The organism is Nocardioides sp. CPCC 205120 (assembly GCF_048654585.1).
In the GTDB taxonomy this organism is placed as follows: domain Bacteria; phylum Actinomycetota; class Actinomycetes; order Propionibacteriales; family Nocardioidaceae; genus Nocardioides.
Genome location: NZ_JBMCYY010000002.1, coordinates 662,836 through 681,420, shown reverse-complemented (window position 1 = coordinate 681,420; position 18,585 = coordinate 662,836). Strand labels below are relative to the sequence as shown.

Here is an 18,585-nt window from a genome sequence, read left to right as displayed (position 1 = left end):
CTCCCTCCGCGGAGAGCCTACGGCGCGAGGTACCCCCCGGGTGCCGAACGGTCCCCGCGCCGCCGCACCGCGGGGAGCCGGACCGTCCCCAGGGCGACCGCGGCGACGAGCGGCACCCACGGCAGCCACGCGTTGACCGTGCCGTCCGCGTCGGCGATGCCGAGGTCCGCCATGACCGCGAGACCGGCGCAGGTGGCCAGCAGGGCGGCCACCGGGAGCACCGCCGGCGGGGCGGGCCGCGGGTCCGGGGCGGGCTGCTCGAGGCGACCCAGGAGGGTGACGAGCAGCGCGGTGGTGGCGGCGAGCACGGCGAACCAGAGGGGCCGGGTCGCCCACCACGTGCCGGTGCCGGGCTGCAGGTGCAGACCGACGCCGCCGAGGGCCAGGGAGAGGCCGACGACGATGCCGAGCGCCGTCAGGTGCCAGAGGTAGACGGTCATGATCCGGGCGTTCACCAGGACGGTCGCGGCCCACACGCGGGGGCGGGCGGCGAACCGGGCGAGGGCCGGCTCGAGGGCCGTCACCACGCCGGCCTGCAGGAGGCCGAGGAACAGCAGGGTCACGCGCGCGGGGTAGGAGTTGTCGACGCCGTGCCCGCCCACGCCGACCATGCTCACGCCGTACGGGCCCACCCCGACGAGCAGCAGCAGGCCGACCAGCCCCACGGCGGCGAGCCCGAGGCGGTGGGCCGCGCCGGGCAGGGCGCCGTCGCGCCAGGCGTAGCCCAGCTGGTGCACCGTGCCCCACACGAACAGGTAGTTGCAGAAGCCGACGGCCAGCAGGTCGCCGCCCACGCTGACCAGGTCCACCAGACCGGCCACCGCTGCGCCGCCCAGGACCGACCACCAGCCGCAGCGCTCCCACAGCGCGAGCGTCAGCGGGGTGAGGGCGACGACGAGCAGGTAGACCGCGAGGAACCACGTCGGCACGAGCGAGGCCATGGAGGCGATGCGCAGCGTGCCGCCGTCGACGCCGAGCGCGCTCGCGAGCGGCGCGACGGCGGCCCAGAACAGCATGAGGGGGAGCAGCGGGATCGTGAGCCGCCGCAGCCGGGCCCGCAGCCACCCGCCGTACGTCGTGCCCCGGGCCCGCGCGCCGCGCCACGAGATCGCGTTGGCGTAGCCGCCGACGAGGAAGAAGACCGGCATCACCTGCAGCACCCAGGTGAGCGGGTGCGTCCAGGTGGCGATCCCCAGCAGGCCGGTACGGCGCAGCTCGCCGGCCCCGTCGACGTGGACGCCGGCCATCAGCCAGTGGCCGAGGCAGACGACGAGGATCGCCGCGCCGCGCAGCAGGTCGACGACGCGGTTGCGGTCGGCCGGCGTGGCGGCGACGAGGTCAGCGACCGACGGCGACGCGGACGACGACGCGGACGGGCGGGAGGAGGGGGTGCTCACGGACATGACCCGACCCTCCCCCCGGACCAGGGGGGAGGGCCTGAGTACGCCTACCTGGTCGCCGGCCGGTGGGCGCTCAACGGGTTCGGCAGCGGGTCGGCGAGCTGGAACGCGCTGGAGGGGTCGGCGAGGTCGACCATCTGCTGGTTGTCGCGCAGCTGGAGCCGGTTCATGCACATCCGCTCGAAGGTGGGCGCGAACAGGTCGTGCGCGGCGAACCGCTCGGCGAGCTCCGGGTGGTCGGCCTGGTAGCCCGCGACGCACGCCGCGACCTCGGCCCAGAAGTCGTCGGCGGGCAGCGTGCCGGCGTCGTCGAGCGCAGCGGCGAGGAAGCGCAGGTAGCAGTCGACGACGTCGGAGGCGATGGCCAGCACCTGCCGGTGCTCGGGCAGGTCGGCGCGGATCCGCCGCACCTCCTCGGGCAGCTCGGCCTCGAGGTCGAAGAGCCCGACCTCCTCGCCGATGTCCTTCATCAGCGCCCGCACCGGCACGTGGTCGCGCAGCACGAGGATGAGGTTCTCGCCGTGCGGCATGAACACCAGCCGGTGCGCGTAGAAGCAGTGCAGCACCGGGCGCAGGTACGCCCGCAGGTACGTCGCGAGCCACGCCCGCGGCTCCAGCCCCGACCGGTCGACGAGCTCGGCCGCCAGCGACCGCCCCTCGGCGTCGACGTGGAGCAGCCCGGCCATCGTCATCAGCCGCTCGTCCGGCGCGACGCGCGTCACGGGGCTCTCGCGCCACAGCGCGGCCAGCATCTTCTGGTACGGCGACGGCCCGTGCTGCTCGTGGACGGGGTGGCGGTAGCCGACGGCCGCGACCTCGCGGAGCACCGAGAAGCCGAGCGCCCGCAGCTCGTCGTCGCCGGCCACCAGGTCGTCGACCCAGGTGTTGATGGCGGGGGTGACCGCCATGTACGCCGCGGACAGCCCCCGCATGAACCCCATGTTGAGCACCGACAGGGCGGTCTTGACGTAGTGGCGCTCGGGGCGGTCGAGGTCGAAGAACGTCCGCAGGGACTGCTGCGGCTGGAAGGCGTCGCGGCCCGTGCCCAGGTGCACGAGGTCACCGCTCGCCAGCTGCGGCGCGAACGTGACCGCCAGCTTGTTGCGCCACTGCCAGGGGTGGCACGGCACCAGCAGGAAGTCACGGGGGTCCAGCCCCCGCGCCCGCAGCACCCGCTCGAACGCGTCGAGCTCGTCGGCGTCGAGCTGGTCGGCGAGCAGGACGCGCTGGTCCTCCAGGCCGGCGACACCGGCGTACACGGCGTGCTCGGCCCGCACCGCGACCCACTCCAGGTGCACGCGCGGAGCCGTCTCGGGGGCGTAGGCGTGGTAGTCGTCGACGCCGAACCCGATGCGGCCGTTGTTGGCGAGGAAGCAGGGGTGGCCCTCGGTCATCGCGCCCTCGAGATCCTGGAAGCCGGCGTCCGCCAGCTCCGCCGCGGTGGGCGCCTCGGGCCGCAGCTTCCACGCCCGGCCGGCGAGGGTCGCGGCGATCTCCTCGAGGTACGTCGGGAGCACCGCGTCGGAGAGCCCGAGCCGGCGCTGCAGGTCGAGCACCAGCTGCTGCGCGTCGACGGGGGAGCCCGCGCCGTCGACGGTGCGGCGCACCGAGGACGGGTCGACCTGCCAGTGGTCGAGGGGGAGCCGGCGGGCGGAGAACTCCCACACGACGGACGGGTCGTCGCCGGCGACGAGCCAGCGCCCGGCGTCCTCACGGGGCTCGACGAGGCACTCGTGGGCCAGCTCGCCGAGCATCTTCGCGACCTGGGCGTGCTGGGCACGCGCCATCCGCTCGGGGGTCAGGTGCGCGACCAGGTCGGGCGCCAGGTCGGACGCCGGGGTGGGCGCGGTGGCGGGCGGGGGCAGCTGCGTGGTGGTCATCGTCGGGTCCTCTCCTCGAAGGCCGCGCGGGTGCAGGTGCTGAGCAGGGCCGTCTTGTCCGACAGACGGACCTCGTCCTCCACCTCGAAGCCCACGGCGGCGTTGAGCGCGTGCACCGCCGTGTTGCGGGCGTCGGGCTCCACGACGACGCGACCCACGGCGGGGTCGGCGAAGCACTCGGAGAGCACGGCCTCGATCACCGCTCGGGTGAAGCCGCGCTCGGGGGCGTCGGTGGGGGCGACGAGGAAGTGCATGCCCAGGTCGCCGGGGGCGAGCGTGGTGTGGGCGGCCAGCTCGTGGCGGTGCGGGTCGTAGGTCTCCATGAGGAAGACCGGGGTGCCGGCGCGCGAGCCGATGCGGGCCCGGTGGTGCCCGGAGGCGGCGATCGCGGCGTACTCGCGGTGCACGTCGGCGAGCGAGGCGTGCTGCAGGCCCCAGAAGCGGGCCCGCTCGTTCGTCACCCAGGCGTGCACGAGCGGTACGTCGCGCTCCAGGTCGAGCGGGCGGGTGGTGAAGGCCGCCGCGGGCGCCGTCGCGGAGGTGGTGGAGGGGGTGGTCATCGCGCCACCTCCGTCGGCTGCGGGGCCGGCACGCCGAACTCCTGGAAGGCCACGCGGCGCTCGACGGGGTACGGCTCGTGGCCGAGCACCCGGGCGAGGATCACCGAGTTGCGCCACGCGCCCATGCCGAGGTCGGGGGCGACGAAGCCGTGCGTGTGCAGCTCCGCGTTCTGCACGAAGACGGACCGGTCGTCGTGGTCGACGGTGAAGTGCTCCGAGGCCACGGGCCGGCCCCGCTCGTCCCACCGGATCCGGTCGGCGACCGGGGTGAGGAACGGCGGCACCTCCGCGCGGTAGCCGGTCGCGGTCACGAGCGCGCTCGTCGTCAGGTGGAAGGTCTCGTCGGTCTCCTGGTGGTGCAGCGTCAGGTCGAAGCGGTCGCCGTCGTGGGTGCACGCGGTCACCTCGGCCGCCGTCAGCAGCTGCGGGGGACGGGCGTCGGTGAGGCTGCGGCGGTACAGCTGCTCGTGCACCTGGTCGACCAGGTCACCGCTGATGCCCTTGTAGAGACCCGCCTGCGAGGCCAGCAGGCGCTCGCGCCGCTCGGGCGGCAGCGAGCGGAAGTGCGCGCTGTACTCCGGGGAGGTCAGCTCGAGCGTCAGCTTCGTGTACTCCAGCGGGAAGAAGCGCGGCGAGCGCGTCACCCACCGCAGCTGCACGTCGGGGTCGGCCGAGGCGAGGAGGTCGCTGAAGATCTCGGCCGCGCTCTGCCCCGAGCCGACGACGGTCACGTCGGGCCGGGCCAGCAGGTCGTCGCGCACCTCGAGGTAGCGCGAGCTGTGCCACGCCGGGCCGTCGAGGTCGCGCAGCGCGGGCGGCTGGTGGGGCCGGGTGCCCACGCCGAGCACGAGGTGGCGGCCCCAGTGGGTGTGCTGCTCGCCCGTGCCCGGGTCGGTGCTGCGGACGGCGTAGGCGCCGCCGTCGACCGCCTCGTCCCACTCGACCGAGGTGACGGCCCGGTCGAACTCCAGCGAGCGCAGGCGGTCGGCCGCCCAGCGGCAGTACGCGTCGTACTCGCGGCGCATCGGGTAGAAGGACTCCCGCACGTAGAACGGGTAGAGCCGGCCCACCTCCTTGAGGTAGGCGAGGAACGAGAACGGCGAGGTGGGGTCGGCCAGCGTCACCAGGTCGGCCAGGAACGGCACCTGGAGGGTGGCGTCCGGCAGGAGCATGCCGGGGTGCCAGCTGAACTCGCTGCGGGCCTCGAGGAAGACGCAGTCGAGGTCGGGGAGCGGCTCGGCCAGGCAGGCCAGCCCGAGGTTGAAGGGGCCGAGGCCGATGCCGACGACGTCGTGCACGCGCATCAGGCGACCTCCCCGTCCACCTGGGCCAGCGCCGCGCGGGCGTGCCCCCGCACCAGGTCGAGCACCTGCTGCACGTCGGCGAGCGTCGTGGCCGGGTTGAGCAGCGTCAGCTTGAGCCAGGTGCGCCCGTCGTACCGGGTGCGGGCGACGGCGCCGAGCCCCGTGGCGTAGAGGCGCGCCCGGGCGGTCTCGTTCACGACGTCGAGCACGTCGTCGGCGACGTCGGACTCGACGAAGCGGAACAGCACGGTCGAGAGGTCGCCGTCGGGCACGACGCGGAAGTCGGGGTCGCCCACGAGGTCCTGACGAACCCGTGCGGCGAGGTCGACGACGGTGTCCAGCAGCTCGCCGATGCGGTCGGGGCCGAGCGCCCGCAGGGTGGTCCACAGCTTCAGCGCGTCGAAGCGCCGGGTCGTCTGCAGGCTCTTGTCGACCTGGTTGGGGATCTCGTCGACGACGTCGCTCGCGGGGTTGAGGTACGCCGCGTGGTGCGTCACGTGCCGCAGGGTCCGGCGGTCCGCCACGAGCACGGCGCTGCACGCGACCGGCTGGAAGAACGTCTTGTGGAAGTCGACGGTCACGGAGTCGGCGCGCTCGATGCCGGTCAGCAGGTGCCGGCGCCGGCGCGACGTGACGAGCCCCCCGCCGTACGCCGCGTCGACGTGGAACCAGACCCCGTGCCGGCGGCACGCCCGGGCCACCGAGGCCAACGGGTCGATGCAGCCGAGGTCGGTCGTGCCGGCGGTGGCGACGACGGCCATCACCGTGCGGCCCTCGGCGCGCAGGCGGGTCAGCACCCGGTCGAGGTCGTCCACGTCGAGGCGGCCGTGGGCGTCGACCGCGGTGTGCACGACGGCGTCCTCGCCGAGGCCGAGCACCATCGCGGCCTTGCGGCTGGAGAAGTGGGCGTTGACGGAGGCGACGACGCGCAGGTCGGCCAGGTCGGCGCCGCCGGCGAGGGCCTCGCCGCGCGCGAGCAGGAGCGCCTGCAGGTTCGACTGGGTGCCGCCGGTCGTGAAGATGCCGTCCGCCGAGGGCGGGAGACCGATGCGCCGCGCCGTCCACGCGAGCAGGTGACGCTCCATGTGGGTCGCGGTGCCCGACTGGTCCCAGGTGTCGAGCGAGGAGTTCACGGCCACCGCGATGACGTCCCCGATGACCGCAGGAAGGGCGACCGGGCAGTTCAGGTGGGCCTGGTAGTGCGGGTGGTGGAACCAGACGGCGTGGTCGAGGTAGACGCGTTGGACCTCCTCGAGCACCTCCGCGGTGCCGGCGAGCGGAGCGTCGAGGTCGACGGCGGCCACCAGGGCGGCCGCCTCGGTGGGGGAGACGCCCGAGAGCGGCTGGCGGACACGGGAGAAGGCGCGTGCGAGCAGGTCGCGCGTCGCGTCGAGCTGGGTGCTGAGGTCGTCGGCGGACGTCGCGTCGAGGAGGGCAGCGAGGGGGCGCTGCCGGTCGACGTCCGGTGACGGGGGGACCACGGGGGTGGTGGGTGCCGAGCTCACGCAGACCTCCTGGAAGTTGGTTAGGCAAGGCTCACCTAAGCGCATCGCAGGTCTGTGGTGTCAAGTCGAGTGAGGCAGACCACTGGTGGCGGGCCGCGAGTTGGGCCACAATGGCCGACGGAACCACGCACAATCACACACGTGTCATCTCGATCACCTCGATCCTCCGCACGAGACCGCTGGGGAAGGCGTAGCTCGCCGAGGATGAAGGAGATCCGATGACCAACCACAGCACCGTTCGCGCCGCGACCCGGGGCGTCCTCTACGTGCACTCTGCGCCGTCCGCGCTCTGCCCGCACGTCGAGTGGGCCGTCGCGGGCGTCCTCGGCGTGCCCGTGAACCTGGACTGGACCCCCCAGCCCGCGCAGGCCGGCACCTACCGTGCCGAGCTGTCGTGGACCGGCGCCGTCGGCTCTGCCGCCCGGGTCGTCTCGGCCCTCCGGGGCTGGGAGCACCTGCGCTTCGAGATCACCGAGGAGCCGTCCTCGGGCGCCGAGGGCAGCCGCTTCTCCGCCACCCCCGAGCTCGGCATCTTCCACGCCGTCACCGGGGTGCACGGCGACATCCTCATCCCCGAGGACCGGCTCAAGGCCGCCGTCCTCAAGTCGGCCCTGGGGGAGGCGGACGTGCTCGACGAGATCGACCGCCTGCTCGGCAAGCCGTGGGACGACGAGCTCGAGACGTTTCGCCACGCCGGTGACGGCGCTCCCGTGAGGTGGCTGCACCAGGTCGTGTGACGCCGGGGGCGGCAGCCCCTCGCAGGGTCGCCCGCCCGGGACGACGAACGGCGCCCGTCGAGATCCCTCGACGGGCGCCGTTCGTGCTGCCTGGTGGGTGGCTCAGAGCGGGATGTTGCCGTGCGCACCGCGGCGCACGCCCGCGGTCTGCACCTCGACGTCGATCGCCGCGGCGAGCGCGCTGCGCGTGCGCGACGGCTCGACGATCTCGTCGACGACGCCGATCTCGACGGCCTTGTCGACCCCGCCCGCGATCCGCTCGTGCTCGGCGGCGAGCTCGGCCTCGACCTGCTCGCGCATGTCGGGCGGCACCTCGGCCAGCTTGCGGCGGTGCAGGATACGGATGGCCGCGACGGCCCCCATGACGGCCACCTCGGCGCCGGGCCAGGCCATCACCTTCGTCGCGCCGAGGGAGCGCGAGTTCATGGCGATGTAGGCGCCGCCGTACGTCTTGCGGGTCACGAGCGTCACCCGCGGCACCACGCACTCCGCGAACGCGTGCAGCAGCTTGGCGCCGCGGCGCACCACGCCGTCCCACTCCTGGCCCACGCCGGGCAGGTAGCCGGGCACGTCGACGACGACCACGAGGGGCACGCCGAAGGCGTCGCAGAGCCGCACGAAGCGGGACGCCTTCTCCGCCGACAGCGAGTCGAGGCAGCCGCCGAGGCGCAGCGGGTTGTTCGCGACGACGCCGACGGTGCGGCCGCCGAGGCGGCCGAGCGACGTGACGACGTTCGGGGCCCAGCGGGGGTGCAGCTCGAGCGCGGTGCCCTCGTCGAGGATGCCCTCGATGAGGGGGTGCACGTCGTACGCCCGCTTGCGGGACTCGGGCAGGAGGTCCGCGAGGTCGGTGTCCGCGACGTCCTCGGGCCGCAGGGTGCCCTGGCCGCCGAGGAGCGAGGCGGTGGCCCGTGCGTGCTCGAGGGCGTCCTCCTCGGTGTCGGCGAGCAGGTGGACGACGCCGGAGCGGCGCCCGTGCGGCTCCGGTCCGCCGAGGCGCAGCATGTCGACGTCCTCGCCCGTCACGGAGCGGACGACCTCGGGGCCGGTGACGAAGATCCGTCCCTCGGGCCCGAGCACGACGACGTCGGTGAGGGCGGGGCCGTACGCCGCGCCGCCGGCCGCCGGGCCGAGCACCACCGAGATCTGCGGGATGCGGCCCGAGGCCTGCGTCATGATCGCGAAGATGCGGCCCACGGCGTGCAGCGAGGCCACCCCCTCCGCGAGCCGGGCGCCGCCGGAGTGCCACAGCCCGATGATCGGCACCCCGTCGGTGAGGGCCCGCTGGTAGGCCGTCATGACGACCTGGCAGCCGTCGGTGCCCATGGCGCCGCCCATGACGGTGGCGTCCGAGCAGAACGCGACCACGCGGGTGCCGCGCACGGTTCCCGTCGCGGCGAGCATGCCCGACAGGTCGTCGGGCGTCAGCAGCTCGAGCGAGCCCTCGTCGAGCAGCGCGGTGAGGCGGTGCAGCGGGTTGCGCGGGTCCTGCTCGCGCGGGACCTTCGGCTTCTGCACCCGCGGGACGCTGCCGGCGGCGACGGGTACGCCGGGGGCCGCGGCGGGCTCGGCGGCCGGGTCGACGGTCTGGGTCATCAGGCGCTCCGGAAGGCGATGGCGACGTTGTGGCCGCCGAAGCCGAACGAGTTGTTGAGCGCGGCGATGTCCCCGGCCGGCAGGTCGCGGTTCTTGTCGGCCAGGTCGAGGCCGACGTCCTCGGGGTCGGTGAGGTTGATCGTGCCGGGCACCGTGCGGTGGTGCAGGGCCAGCACGGTCGCGACCGACTCCAGCGCACCCGCGGCACCGAGGAGGTGGCCGGTCATCGACTTCGTCGAGGTGACCACGGCGCCACCGGCGGCGTCGCCGAGGGCGTTGCGGATGGCGAGCGCCTCGGCCACGTCGCCCTGCGGCGTGGAGGTGGCGTGGGCGTTGATGTGGAGCACGTCGCGCGGGGCGAGGTCGCCCTCGACGAGGGCGCGCTTCATGGCCCGCGTCGCGCCGAGACCGGCGGGGTCGGGCTGCGCGATGTCGTGGGAGTCGGCGGTGATCGCGGCGCCGGCCACCTCGGCGTACACGCGGGCACCGCGGGCGGCGGCGTGCTCGGCCGACTCGAGGACGAGCACGGCGGCGCCCTCGCCGAGGACGAAGCCGTCGCGGCCCTTGTCCCACGGACGCGAGGCCCCGGCGGGGTCGTCGTTGCGCTTCGACAGGGCCATCATCTGGCCGAAGGCGGCCATCGGCAGCGGGTGGACCGCGGCCTCGGTGCCGCCGACGACCACGACGTCGGCGCGGCCCAGGCGGATCATGTCGACGCCGAGGGCGATCGACTCGTTGCCCGACGCGCAGGCGGAGACCGGGGTGTGCACGCCGGCCTTCGCGTTGAACCGCAGCCCCACCGCGGCCGCCGGGCCGTTCGGCATGAGCATCGGGATCGCCAGCGGCGAGACCCGGCGGGGGCCCGCGGCGAGCAGGTTGTCGTAGTTGGACAGCAGCGTGGTGACGCCGCCGATCCCCGAGGCGACGGCCACGGCCAGCCGCTCGGGGTCGACGTCGACCTCGCCCGCCGGGCCGGTGAACCCGGCGTCGGCCCAGGCCTCGATCGCCGCGACCAGCGCGAGCTGGCCGGAGCGGTCGAGACGGCGGGCCTTGACGCGCTCCAGGACCTCCGTCGGCTCGACGGCGACCTGGGCCGCGATGCGCGCGCCCAACGGCTCCGCCCACTCCTCGGTGAGCGGCCGGACCCCGGAACGGCCCTCGAGGAGGGCGCTCCAGGTGCTGGCGACGTCACCACCGACGGGAGAGGTGGCGCCCAGTCCGGTGACGACGACTCGGGTGCTGGTCATGGGGGGTTCCCTTCGCTGGTGGGGGTACGGCGGGCGCGCGCGGTGGGCGGCAGCCTCAGAGGCGGTTCTCGATGAAGCTGACGGCGTCACCGACGGTCTTCAGGTTCTTGACCTCGTCGTCGGGGATGGTCACGCCGAACTTCTCCTCGGCGGCGACGACGACCTCGACCATGGAGAGGGAGTCGACGTCGAGGTCGTCGACGAACGACTTGTCGAGCTGGACGTCGTCGGCCGGGATGCCGGCGACCTCGTTGACGATGTCGGCGAGGTCGGCGCGGATCTCATCGGTGCTGGGCATGGTGCTTCCTCTCGGTCGGGACCCGGGGCGCGGGGTGCGTCCCCGTGGTCGCATGGTGCTGCTCGTGGTCGTGCTGGGGTGGTGCTCGGGGTGGTGCTGGGGGGTGCTGGGGGTGGTGCCGGCGGGAGCGACCGGCGGACCGGGCGCCCCCGCCTCAGGGGACGACGACGACCTGGGCGGCGTACGCCAGGCCGGCGCCGAAGGCGATGAGGAGGGCGAGGTCCCCGGAGCGGGCGTCGCCCTCGGCGACCATGCGCTCGAGCGCCATCGGGACCGAGGCCGCCGAGGTGTTGCCGGCGTCGGCGATGTCACGGGCGATGCGCACCGTGTCGGGCAGCTTCATGGTGCGCGCCATGGCGTCGGTGATCCGCATGTTCGCCTGGTGGGGCACGAACACGTCGAGGTCGTCGACCGTGATGCCGGCGCGGTCGAGGGCCTGCTGCGCCGTCTTGGCCATGGTGAAGGAGGCCCAGCGGAAGACCGCGGCGCCCTGCATGGTCATGAAGGGGAAGGCGGGCTCGTCGGCGGCCAGCACGTCGCGCCAGTCGTCCTTCTGCCGGATCAGGTCGTACTGCTCGCCGTCGGAGCCCCACACCACGGGGCCGATGCCGGGCGTCTCCGACGGTCCGACGACGACCGCGCCGGCGCCGTCCGCGAAGATGAACGCGGTGCCGCGGTCGGTGGGGTCGGTCATGTCGGAGAGCCGCTCGACGCCGACGACCAGCACGTGGCGGGCGGACCCGGCCCGCACCATGTCGGAGGCCAGGGCGACGCCGTGGCAGAAGCCGGCGCACGCGGCGGACACGTCGAACGCCGCCGCCTGGTCGGTGCCGAGCTGGTGGGCGATCGCGGCCGCGGCCGAGGGCAGGTTGAGCATGTGGCTGACGGTGGCGACGACGACGCAGTCGACCTGGCGGGCGTCGATCCCGGCCTGCTCGAGCGCCACCCGGGACGCCTCGACCGACATCATCTCGATCGTCTCGTCGGCCTCGGCCCAACGTCGGCTGCGGATGCCGCTGCGCTGCTGGATCCACTCGTCGCTCGAGTCGATCGCGTCGACGACCTCGCTGTTGGGCACCACGCGGCGCGGACGGTAGGCCCCGACACCCAGGATGCGTGCGTGCGGGGAACCGGTGCCGGCCTCGAGGGCGAGCCCGGCCATCAGGCGGCGCCCGCGGGGTGCAGGCGCAGCAGCGGCTGGCCGGGGGAGACGAGGTCGCCGTCCTCGACGAGCCACTCGACGACGTGCCCGCCGTGCGCCGCGGTGACCGGCGTGCGGTCGCGCAGCGAGACGATCGAGCCGATGGTGGCGTGCGGGGCGAGCAGGTCGGCGGCGCCGGCCTCCTCGTCGCGCTCGAACGTGCCCTTGGCCGGGGCGACGACCATCCGCCACGTCGGGGTGGTGGAGATGAGGGAGCGCTCGCCGTGCTTGCGCACGAACGCGCGGGCGTCGTCGAGCTGGTCGGGGGTGTTGAGCGCGAACGTCTCGACGCCCTTCATGGCCCGCTTGGCGATGCCGGTGAGGGTGCCGGCCGGGGGCATCTCCAGCACGCCGGTGACGCCGAGGTCGAGCATCGTCTCCATGCACAGGTCCCAGCGCACCGGGTTGGCGATCTGGGTGACGATCCGCCGCAGCACGTCCTGGCCGTCGTGCACGACCCGGCCGTCGCGGTTCGAGATCACGGGGATGCGCGAGTCGTGGGTCGTGACGGCCGCGGCGAGGCCGCTGAGCCGCTCGACGGCGGGGGCCATGTGGTGCGTGTGGAACGCGCCCGCCACGCTGAGGGGGATGAGCCGGGCGCGGGTCGGCGGGTCCGCGGCGAGGGCGGCGAGCTGCTCCGTCGTACCGGCGGCGACCACCTGGCCGGGGCCGTTGTCGTTGGCGGCCACGAGGCCGTGGCGCTCGAGGGTCGCGAGCACGTCCTCGCGCTGGCCGCCGAGCACGGCGGTCATGCCGGTCGGGGTCGTCGCGGCGGCGGCCGCCATGGCCCGTCCGCGCTCGCGCACGAGCACCATCGCCTGCTCGGCGCTGATGGCCCGGGCGCCCGCGGCGGCGGCGAGCTCGCCGACGCTGTGCCCGACGACGGCACCCACGCGCGCGAACGCGTCGGAGGGGTGCGGGAAGAGCTCGAGGGCGGCCACGAGCCCGGCGGCCACGAGCAGGGGCTGGGCGATCGCCGTGTCGCGGATGGTCTCCGCGTCCGCCTCGGTGCCGTAGTGCGCCAGGTCGAGGTCGGCGACGCTCGCGAGGTAGTCGAAGCGGGTCGCGAACGTGGGGTCGGCGAGCCAGGGGCGGAGGAAACCGGGGGTCTGGGAGCCTTGGCCGGGGGCCAGTACGACGAGCACGCCTCCACTGTGCCTTGTGCCGTTCCCACCATTCAGGTCCGACGGCGACGAAGTTCGGCCGGGCGACGTTGGAGGAACCCTACAAAACCGAGTTACCCGTCGGTCGGGCCGTCGCCGCGTGCTGACGGCCCACGACGAGCGCGATCTGCAGGGTGAACGCGTCCCGGGGGTCGGTCGGGGTGCAGCCCGTGACCTCGGCGACCTGCGCCAGGCGGTAGCGCACCGTGTTGGCGTGGACGAACAGCGCCCGCGCGGTGCCCTCGATCGACGAGCGGTGGGCGAAGAACGACGTCAGGGTCTCGACCAGGGCGGAGCGGTGCTCGGCGAGCGGCTGGTGCACGCGGTCGAGCAGGTGCTCCGCGGCGCCGCGGTCGCCGGCCAGCAGGCGCTCGGGCAGGAGGTCCAGGGCGTGCACGGGTCGCGGGGCTTCGGGCCAGGCGGCCGCGACGTCGTACCCGGCCACCGCCTCCCGCGCGGAGAGGTAGGCCGACGCGAGGTCGTCGGCCCGCGGCCCCACCACGACGGGCCCGGCGCCGAACTTCCCGACGACCGCGGCGGCCGCCTCGACGGGGGAGTCGACGCCGCCCAGCACGATGACGAGGCGGTGGCCCTGGATCGCGGAGAGCACGTCGGTGGCGGCCGTGAGGGCGTGGCGGCGGACCGTGCCCACCAGGTCGGGGGCGACCCGTTCCTGCGGCGCCGCGCCGAGGACGACGCAGACCCCGCCGCGCGACTCCCAGCCGAGTGCGCTGGCCCGGGAGAGCATCTCGTCGTCCGGGTCCCCGCGCAGGACGCTGTCGACGACGAGCGCCTCGAGCCGGGCGTCCCAGGCGCCGCGCGCCTCGGCCGCCCGGGCGTAGACCGTCGCCGTGGCGAACGCCAGCTCGCGGCCGTAGCGCAGGATCGCCGCGTGCACCACCGGGCTGTCGGCCGGGGCGAGCACCTGGTCGAGGTGCTCCTCGACGACGTCGATGCCGAGTCGTACGAGGTCGACGGTCTGCTGCAGCGTGATGACGCCCGCCAGCGCCCGTGGCGCGGCGCCGAACACGGCGGTGGCCAGGGTGGCGTCCGAGGGCTGCGCGCCCCCGCCGGCCCGCCACCAGTCGACGAAGCTGCGGATGCCGGCCTGGATGATGAGGCCGACCCACGACCGGTCCTCGGCCGAGAGGTCGCGGAACCAGCCCACCTCGGTCTCCATGCGGGCCGTGGCCGCGGTGCTCAGCCGTCCGGCGCCCCGCTGGAGGACGTCGGAGGTCCGGGCGCGCAGTGCGGCGTCGGGCGTCGACTCCGGCGACGGCGCCCGCGACCGGTCGGCGGCGGGCGGTACGTCGGCGGGCGGTACGGCGGCGGCCGGGAGGTCCGCGGGGGGCTCACCGGGGCCGGGGAGCGGGGGGAGGACCACCCGCGACAGCCTAGTGCGTCGCGCCGGTCACGCTCCGGTGACGGCTGGGTCACCGCCCGCCCGCCGGCGCCCGCGCGGCGCCGGGGGTCTGGTTGAATCCCGCACGACCCCACGCCGAGGAGGGAACGTGTCGGACCCCCAGCTGCAGCACGTCGAGGTCCACGGCCACCGGCGCGCCTTCGTCGTGGCCGGCAGCGGCCCGGCCCTGCTCCTCCTGCACGGCCTCGGCTGCGACCACACGACGTGGCTGCCGGCGCTGGCTGGCCTCGCGGAGCGCCACACGGTCATCGCCCCGGACCTGCTGGGGCACGGCCGCTCGGACAAGCCGCGCGCCGACTACAGCGTGGGCGGCTACGCCAACGGCATGCGCGACCTGCTCACCGTGCTGGGCGTCGACCGCGTGACGGTCGTGGGTCACAGCTTCGGCGGCGGCGTCGCGATGCAGTTCGCCTACCAGTTCCCCGAGCGCACGGAGCGCCTGGTGCTGGTGGCGAGCGGTGGCCTGGGTCCCGAGGTGAGCCCGCTGCTCCGGGCGGTGACGATGCCCGGGTTCCACGAGGCCATGGGAGTGGTGACGGCGCCCGGGGTCCGGCACGCGGTGGTCGGCGGCCTGCGGGCGCTGGGCCGGGTGCCGGGGCGCCGCACGCGCGACCTGGGCGAGGTGGCGGACATCGTGGAGTCGTTCCGCGACCCCCGGGCCCGCGCGGCGATCCGGCACGTCGTGCGCGGGGTCGTCGACCGGCGCGGCCAGATCATCACGATGGCCGACCGCGCCTACCTGACGGAGTCGCTGCCGATGTGCGTGGTGTGGGGCCGCGACGACGACGTGATCCCGGTGACCCACGCCGAGAACGCCGCGCGGCTGGCGCCGGGCGCGCGGGTCGAGGTGCTGGACGACTCGGGCCACTTCCCGCACAAGGACCACCCCGACCGCTTCGCGGCGGTCATCGAGGACTTCGTCGCCACGACGGAGCCCGCGCGGCACAGTGGGGCGAGGTGGCGCCGTCACCTGCTCGACGGACCGCCGGTGCCCGCGGTCCAGGCCGAGGCGGGGGACCCGCCCGCCCAGCCGGCGCCGCGGCGCCCGCGCCTCGTGCGCGGCGCCTGAGCCGGAGCGCCGCGCACGGTCGCGACCGCCGGCCACGACCTCCACGAAACGACGAGGGCCCCGGGTCGCCCGGCGAGGAGTGCTGCTCCTCGCCGGGCGGACCCGGGGCCCTCGTCAGGGGCGACGCGTCAGGCGTCGCCGCCCTCCTGCGCGACGTCCTTCACCGCGGTGGGGTCGTCGATCCGGTACTTGTCGAACGCCTTGCGGACCAGCGCCGGGTCGATCTCGCCGGCGTCGGCGAGTGCCTGCAGCGAGGCGACGACGACGGACTGGGCGTCGATGTTGAAGAACCGGCGGGCCGACGGGCGGGTGTCGGCGAAGCCGAACCCGTCCGCGCCGAGCACGCGGTAGTCCTCCGGCACCCAGCGGGCGATCTGCAGCGGCACGGCGGCCATGTAGTCCGACACGGCGACGACCGGGCCCGACGAGTCGCTGAGCTTCTCCGAGACGTACGCCGTGCGCGGGGCCTCGTCCGGGTGGAGCAGGTTCCACTCCTCCGACGCGATGGCCTCGCGGGCCAGCTCGTTCCAGGAGGTGACCGACCAGGTGTCGGCGGCCACGCCCCACTCCTCGGCGAGCATGCGCTGGGCGTCCTTGATCCAGGGGAAGCCGACGCCCGAGGCCAGCAGGCGGACCCGCGGGCCCTCCGCCTCGGACGCAGACACCTGGTACATGCCCTTGAGCAGGCCGGCGACGTCGAGGTCCTCGGGCTCCGCGGGCTGCTCGACCGGCTCGTTGTAGACGGTCAGGTAGAAGATGACGTCCTCGCCCGTCGGGTGCTCCTCGCTCGCGCCGTACATCCGCTCGAGGCCCGAGCGCATGACGTGGCCGACCTCGTAGGCGAACGCGGGGTCGTAGTGCACGACCGCCGGGTTGGTCGCCGCGAGCAGGGGGGAGTGGCCGTCGGCGTGCTGGAGGCCCTCGCCGGTGAGCGTGGTGCGACCGGCCGTCGCGCCCACGAGGAAGCCGCGGGCGAGCTGGTCGGCCATGGCCCAGATGGAGTCACCCGTGCGCTGGAACCCGAACATCGAGTAGAAGATGTAGAACGGGATCATGTGCTCGCCGTGCGTGCTGTACGCCGAGCCCGCCGCCGTGGCGGACGCCATCGCGCCGGCCTCGGAGATGCCCTCGTGGAGCAGCTGCCCCGAGGTCGACTCCTTGTAGGCGAGCAGCATGTTGCGGTCGACCGACTCGTAGGTCTGACCCATCGGGTTGTAGACCTTGGCGCTCGGGAACATCGAGTCCATGCCGAAGGTGCGGTACTCGTCCGGCGCGATCGGCACGACGCGCTGACCGATCTCCGGGTCCTTCATCCAGTCGCGCAGCAGGCGCACGGCGGCCATCGTCGTGGCCACCTTGTTCTTGCCGGCGCCCTTCTTGAGCTCCGCGTAGACCTTGTCGCCCGGCAGCTTCAGCATCGTCGAGCGGTTCTCGCGACGGGGGAGCGAGCCGCCCAGCTGGGCGCGGCGCTCCATCATGTACTCCATCTCGGGCGACTTCGCCCCGGGGTGGAAGAACGGCGCGGCCCCGGTCTCCTCGTACGCGATCTCGAGGTCGCGGTCGGAGATCGGCAGGTAGAGGCGGTCGCGGAAGCGCTTGACGTCGTCCTTCGTCAGCTTCTTCATCTGGTGCGTCGCGTTCTTGCCCTCGAGCGAGTCGATCGTCCAGCCCTTGATCGTCTTCGCCAGGATCACGGTCGGCTGGCCGACGTGCTTCGTCGCGGCGTCGAACGCGGCGTACACCTTGCGGTAGTCGTGGCCGCCGCGCGGGAGCTTGCGGATCTGGTCGTCGCTCATGTGCTCGACCATGGCCCGCAGGCGCTGGTCGCCGCCGAAGAAGTCCTCGCGCACGTAGGCGCCCGACTCGACCGAGTAGGTCTGGAACGCGCCGTCGGGCGTCGCGTTCATCTGGTTGACGAGGACGCCGTCGACGTCACGGGCCAGCAGCTGGTCCCACTCGCGGCCCCACACGACCTTGATGACGTTCCAGCCGGCGCCGCGGAAGTACGACTCCAGCTCCTGGATGATCTTGCCGTTGCCCGTCACCGGACCGTCGAGCTGCTGCAGGTTGCAGTTGACGACCCAGGTCAGGTTGTCGAGCTCCTCGCGGGCCGCGGTGCGGATCGCGCCGAGCGACTCGGGCTCGCCCATCTCGCCGTCGCCGAGGAACGCCCAGACACGCTGCTTGCTCGTGTCCTTGACGCCGCGGTTCTGCAGGTAGCGGTTGAACCGCGCCTGGTAGATCGAGTTGATCGCCGTCAGGCCCATGGAGACCGTCGGGAACTCCCAGAAGTCCGGCATGAGCCGCGGGTGCGGGTACGACGACAGGCCCTCCCCGACGCCGTGCTGGACCTCCTGGCGGAACCGGTAGAGCTGCTGCTCCGACAGCCGGCCCTCGAGGAAGGCGCGGGCGTAGACGCCGGGGGAGGCGTGGCCCTGGATGTAGACCTGGTCGCCCCCGCCCTCGGCGTCGCGACCCTTGAAGAAGTGGTTGAAGCCGACCTCGTAGAGGCTGGCCGACGACTGGTACGTCGCGATGTGGCCACCGACCTCGAGGCCCTTGCGGTTCGCGCTCGAGACCATCATCGCGGCGTTCCACCGGATGAAGGCGCGGATGCGACGCTCCACGTCCTCGTCGCCGGGGAACCACGGCTCGCGCTCGGGCGGGATGGTGTTGATGTAGTCGGTGGAGCGCAGGGCCGGCACGCCGACCTGCTTCTCACGCGCCCGCTCGAGCAACCGGAGCATGACGTAGCGCGCGCGCTCCCGCCCTCGGTCGTCGATCAGGGAGTCGAAGGAGTCGAGCCACTCGTGGGTCTCGTCCGGGTCGATGTCGGGCAACTGGGTCGGCAGGCCCTCGTGGATCACGGACGTGGAAGTGGAGCGCGACTGGCCGGGTCGGGGTGTCGAGTCAGCGGTCACGCGCGCCATCGTCGCACGTGCGGAACCCGCACGAAATCTACCCGTGAGTACGTCCGGCAGGCGACCACCCGGTCGGCGTCCCACCGGCGTCCCACGGGCGTCCCACCGTCGTCCGGTCGGCGTTCGGGTGGCGTTCATCCGTCGTCCCGGGCCGCTCCGACGCGCGCGACGTGGTGCGAAGAGGTTGCGCAGCCTGCGGAAACCCGGTGGACTACGGGGCACGCTGCGGCACGAGGCCGCCGTCTTACCGCGAACGAAGGACTGGAGGAGTCAGTGAGTGC

14 protein-coding genes are annotated in these 18,585 nt (G+C 73.9%); 2 read left to right on the top strand and 12 right to left on the bottom strand.

The annotated features are described in order from the left end of the window. Positions 1-17 precede the first annotated feature (17 nt). The 5 genes from ACOACO_RS14215 to ACOACO_RS14195 are packed head-to-tail and all read right to left on the bottom strand — an operon-like array spanning position 18 to position 6,649. Positions 18-1,403, bottom strand: a complete 1,386-nt coding sequence (locus tag ACOACO_RS14215) for an acyltransferase family protein (RefSeq protein ID WP_420296926.1) — start codon at positions 1,401-1,403, stop codon at positions 18-20. Positions 1,404-1,447: 44 nt separating this feature from the next. After that, positions 1,448-3,280, bottom strand: coding sequence for an IucA/IucC family protein (locus ACOACO_RS14210; RefSeq protein ID WP_420296925.1), 1,833 nt, complete (start codon positions 3,278-3,280; stop codon positions 1,448-1,450). Continuing rightward, entirely contained in the window at positions 3,277-3,840 is a 564-nt protein-coding gene (locus tag ACOACO_RS14205; RefSeq protein WP_420296924.1) for a GNAT family N-acetyltransferase, read from the bottom strand. Before ACOACO_RS14205 ends, ACOACO_RS14210 begins: the two co-directional genes overlap by 4 nt. Further along, positions 3,837-5,144 carry a lysine N(6)-hydroxylase/L-ornithine N(5)-oxygenase family protein gene (locus tag ACOACO_RS14200; RefSeq protein ID WP_420296923.1) on the bottom strand — a complete coding sequence of 436 codons (1,308 nt, stop codon included), beginning with the start codon at positions 5,142-5,144 and terminating at the stop codon, positions 3,837-3,839. Before ACOACO_RS14200 ends, ACOACO_RS14205 begins: the two co-directional genes overlap by 4 nt. After that, positions 5,144-6,649 (bottom strand): pyridoxal phosphate-dependent decarboxylase family protein, encoded by a 1,506-nt coding sequence (locus tag ACOACO_RS14195; protein ID WP_420296922.1) that lies wholly within the window; start codon positions 6,647-6,649, stop codon positions 5,144-5,146. The genes ACOACO_RS14200 and ACOACO_RS14195 overlap by 1 nt, the downstream gene beginning before the upstream one ends. A 218-nt stretch (positions 6,650-6,867) precedes the next feature. Between ACOACO_RS14195 and ACOACO_RS14190 the strand changes: the two genes are divergently transcribed. Next, a complete protein-coding gene (locus ACOACO_RS14190) occupies positions 6,868-7,386 on the top strand; it encodes a DUF3145 domain-containing protein (RefSeq protein WP_277498939.1) in 519 nt (172 codons plus the stop codon). A gap of 102 nt (positions 7,387-7,488) precedes the next feature. Here ACOACO_RS14190 and ACOACO_RS14185 read toward each other — a convergent pair whose 3' ends face one another. From ACOACO_RS14185 to ACOACO_RS14160, 6 genes are all read right to left on the bottom strand, one after another. Then, complete coding sequence (locus tag ACOACO_RS14185) at positions 7,489-8,982, bottom strand: acyl-CoA carboxylase subunit beta (protein ID WP_420296921.1); 1,494 nt, start codon at positions 8,980-8,982, stop codon at positions 7,489-7,491. Beyond that, positions 8,982-10,229 carry a beta-ketoacyl-[acyl-carrier-protein] synthase family protein gene (locus tag ACOACO_RS14180; RefSeq protein ID WP_420296920.1) on the bottom strand — a complete coding sequence of 416 codons (1,248 nt, stop codon included), beginning with the start codon at positions 10,227-10,229 and terminating at the stop codon, positions 8,982-8,984. The genes ACOACO_RS14185 and ACOACO_RS14180 overlap by 1 nt, the downstream gene beginning before the upstream one ends. A gap of 55 nt (positions 10,230-10,284) precedes the next feature. Continuing rightward, positions 10,285-10,527, bottom strand: coding sequence for an acyl carrier protein (locus ACOACO_RS14175; protein ID WP_277498925.1), 243 nt, complete (start codon positions 10,525-10,527; stop codon positions 10,285-10,287). A 154-nt stretch (positions 10,528-10,681) separates the two neighbouring features. Next, complete coding sequence (locus ACOACO_RS14170) at positions 10,682-11,689, bottom strand: beta-ketoacyl-ACP synthase III (protein ID WP_420296919.1); 1,008 nt, start codon at positions 11,687-11,689, stop codon at positions 10,682-10,684. After that, positions 11,689-12,873 carry an acyltransferase domain-containing protein gene (locus ACOACO_RS14165; RefSeq protein ID WP_420296918.1) on the bottom strand — a complete coding sequence of 395 codons (1,185 nt, stop codon included), beginning with the start codon at positions 12,871-12,873 and terminating at the stop codon, positions 11,689-11,691. Before ACOACO_RS14165 ends, ACOACO_RS14170 begins: the two co-directional genes overlap by 1 nt. A gap of 79 nt (positions 12,874-12,952) precedes the next feature. Continuing rightward, positions 12,953-14,275: a PucR family transcriptional regulator gene (locus tag ACOACO_RS14160; RefSeq protein ID WP_420296917.1), complete on the bottom strand. Its 1,323-nt coding sequence runs from the start codon at positions 14,273-14,275 to the stop codon at positions 12,953-12,955. A gap of 127 nt (positions 14,276-14,402) precedes the next feature. Here ACOACO_RS14160 and ACOACO_RS14155 point away from each other — a divergent pair, with 127 nt between their 5' ends. Continuing rightward, positions 14,403-15,383 (top strand): alpha/beta fold hydrolase, encoded by a 981-nt coding sequence (locus tag ACOACO_RS14155; RefSeq protein ID WP_420296916.1) that lies wholly within the window; start codon positions 14,403-14,405, stop codon positions 15,381-15,383. A 128-nt stretch (positions 15,384-15,511) separates the two neighbouring features. Here the strand turns inward: ACOACO_RS14155 and aceE are convergent, their stop codons facing one another. Beyond that, positions 15,512-18,313, bottom strand: a complete 2,802-nt coding sequence (gene aceE, locus ACOACO_RS14150; protein ID WP_420296915.1) for a pyruvate dehydrogenase (acetyl-transferring), homodimeric type — start codon at positions 18,311-18,313, stop codon at positions 15,512-15,514. Between the last annotated feature and the right edge of the window lie 272 nt (positions 18,314-18,585).

Excerpts from the sequence above, each read along its gene's own strand:
- aceE (WP_420296915.1), bottom strand. The coding sequence starts at position 18,313 with ATGGCGCGCGTGACCGCTGACTCGACACCCCGACCCGGCCAGTCGCGC.
- ACOACO_RS14175 (WP_277498925.1), bottom strand. The coding sequence starts at position 10,527 with ATGCCCAGCACCGATGAGATCCGCGCCGACCTCGCCGACATCGTCAAC.
- ACOACO_RS14215 (WP_420296926.1), bottom strand. The coding sequence starts at position 1,403 with ATGTCCGTGAGCACCCCCTCCTCCCGCCCGTCCGCGTCGTCGTCCGCG.
- ACOACO_RS14190 (WP_277498939.1), top strand. The coding sequence starts at position 6,868 with ATGACCAACCACAGCACCGTTCGCGCCGCGACCCGGGGCGTCCTCTAC.
- ACOACO_RS14210 (WP_420296925.1), bottom strand. The coding sequence starts at position 3,280 with ATGACCACCACGCAGCTGCCCCCGCCCGCCACCGCGCCCACCCCGGCG.
- ACOACO_RS14205 (WP_420296924.1), bottom strand. The coding sequence starts at position 3,840 with ATGACCACCCCCTCCACCACCTCCGCGACGGCGCCCGCGGCGGCCTTC.
- ACOACO_RS14200 (WP_420296923.1), bottom strand. The coding sequence starts at position 5,144 with ATGCGCGTGCACGACGTCGTCGGCATCGGCCTCGGCCCCTTCAACCTC.
- ACOACO_RS14180 (WP_420296920.1), bottom strand. The coding sequence starts at position 10,229 with ATGACCAGCACCCGAGTCGTCGTCACCGGACTGGGCGCCACCTCTCCC.
- ACOACO_RS14185 (WP_420296921.1), bottom strand. The coding sequence starts at position 8,982 with ATGACCCAGACCGTCGACCCGGCCGCCGAGCCCGCCGCGGCCCCCGGC.
- ACOACO_RS14170 (WP_420296919.1), bottom strand. The coding sequence starts at position 11,689 with ATGGCCGGGCTCGCCCTCGAGGCCGGCACCGGTTCCCCGCACGCACGC.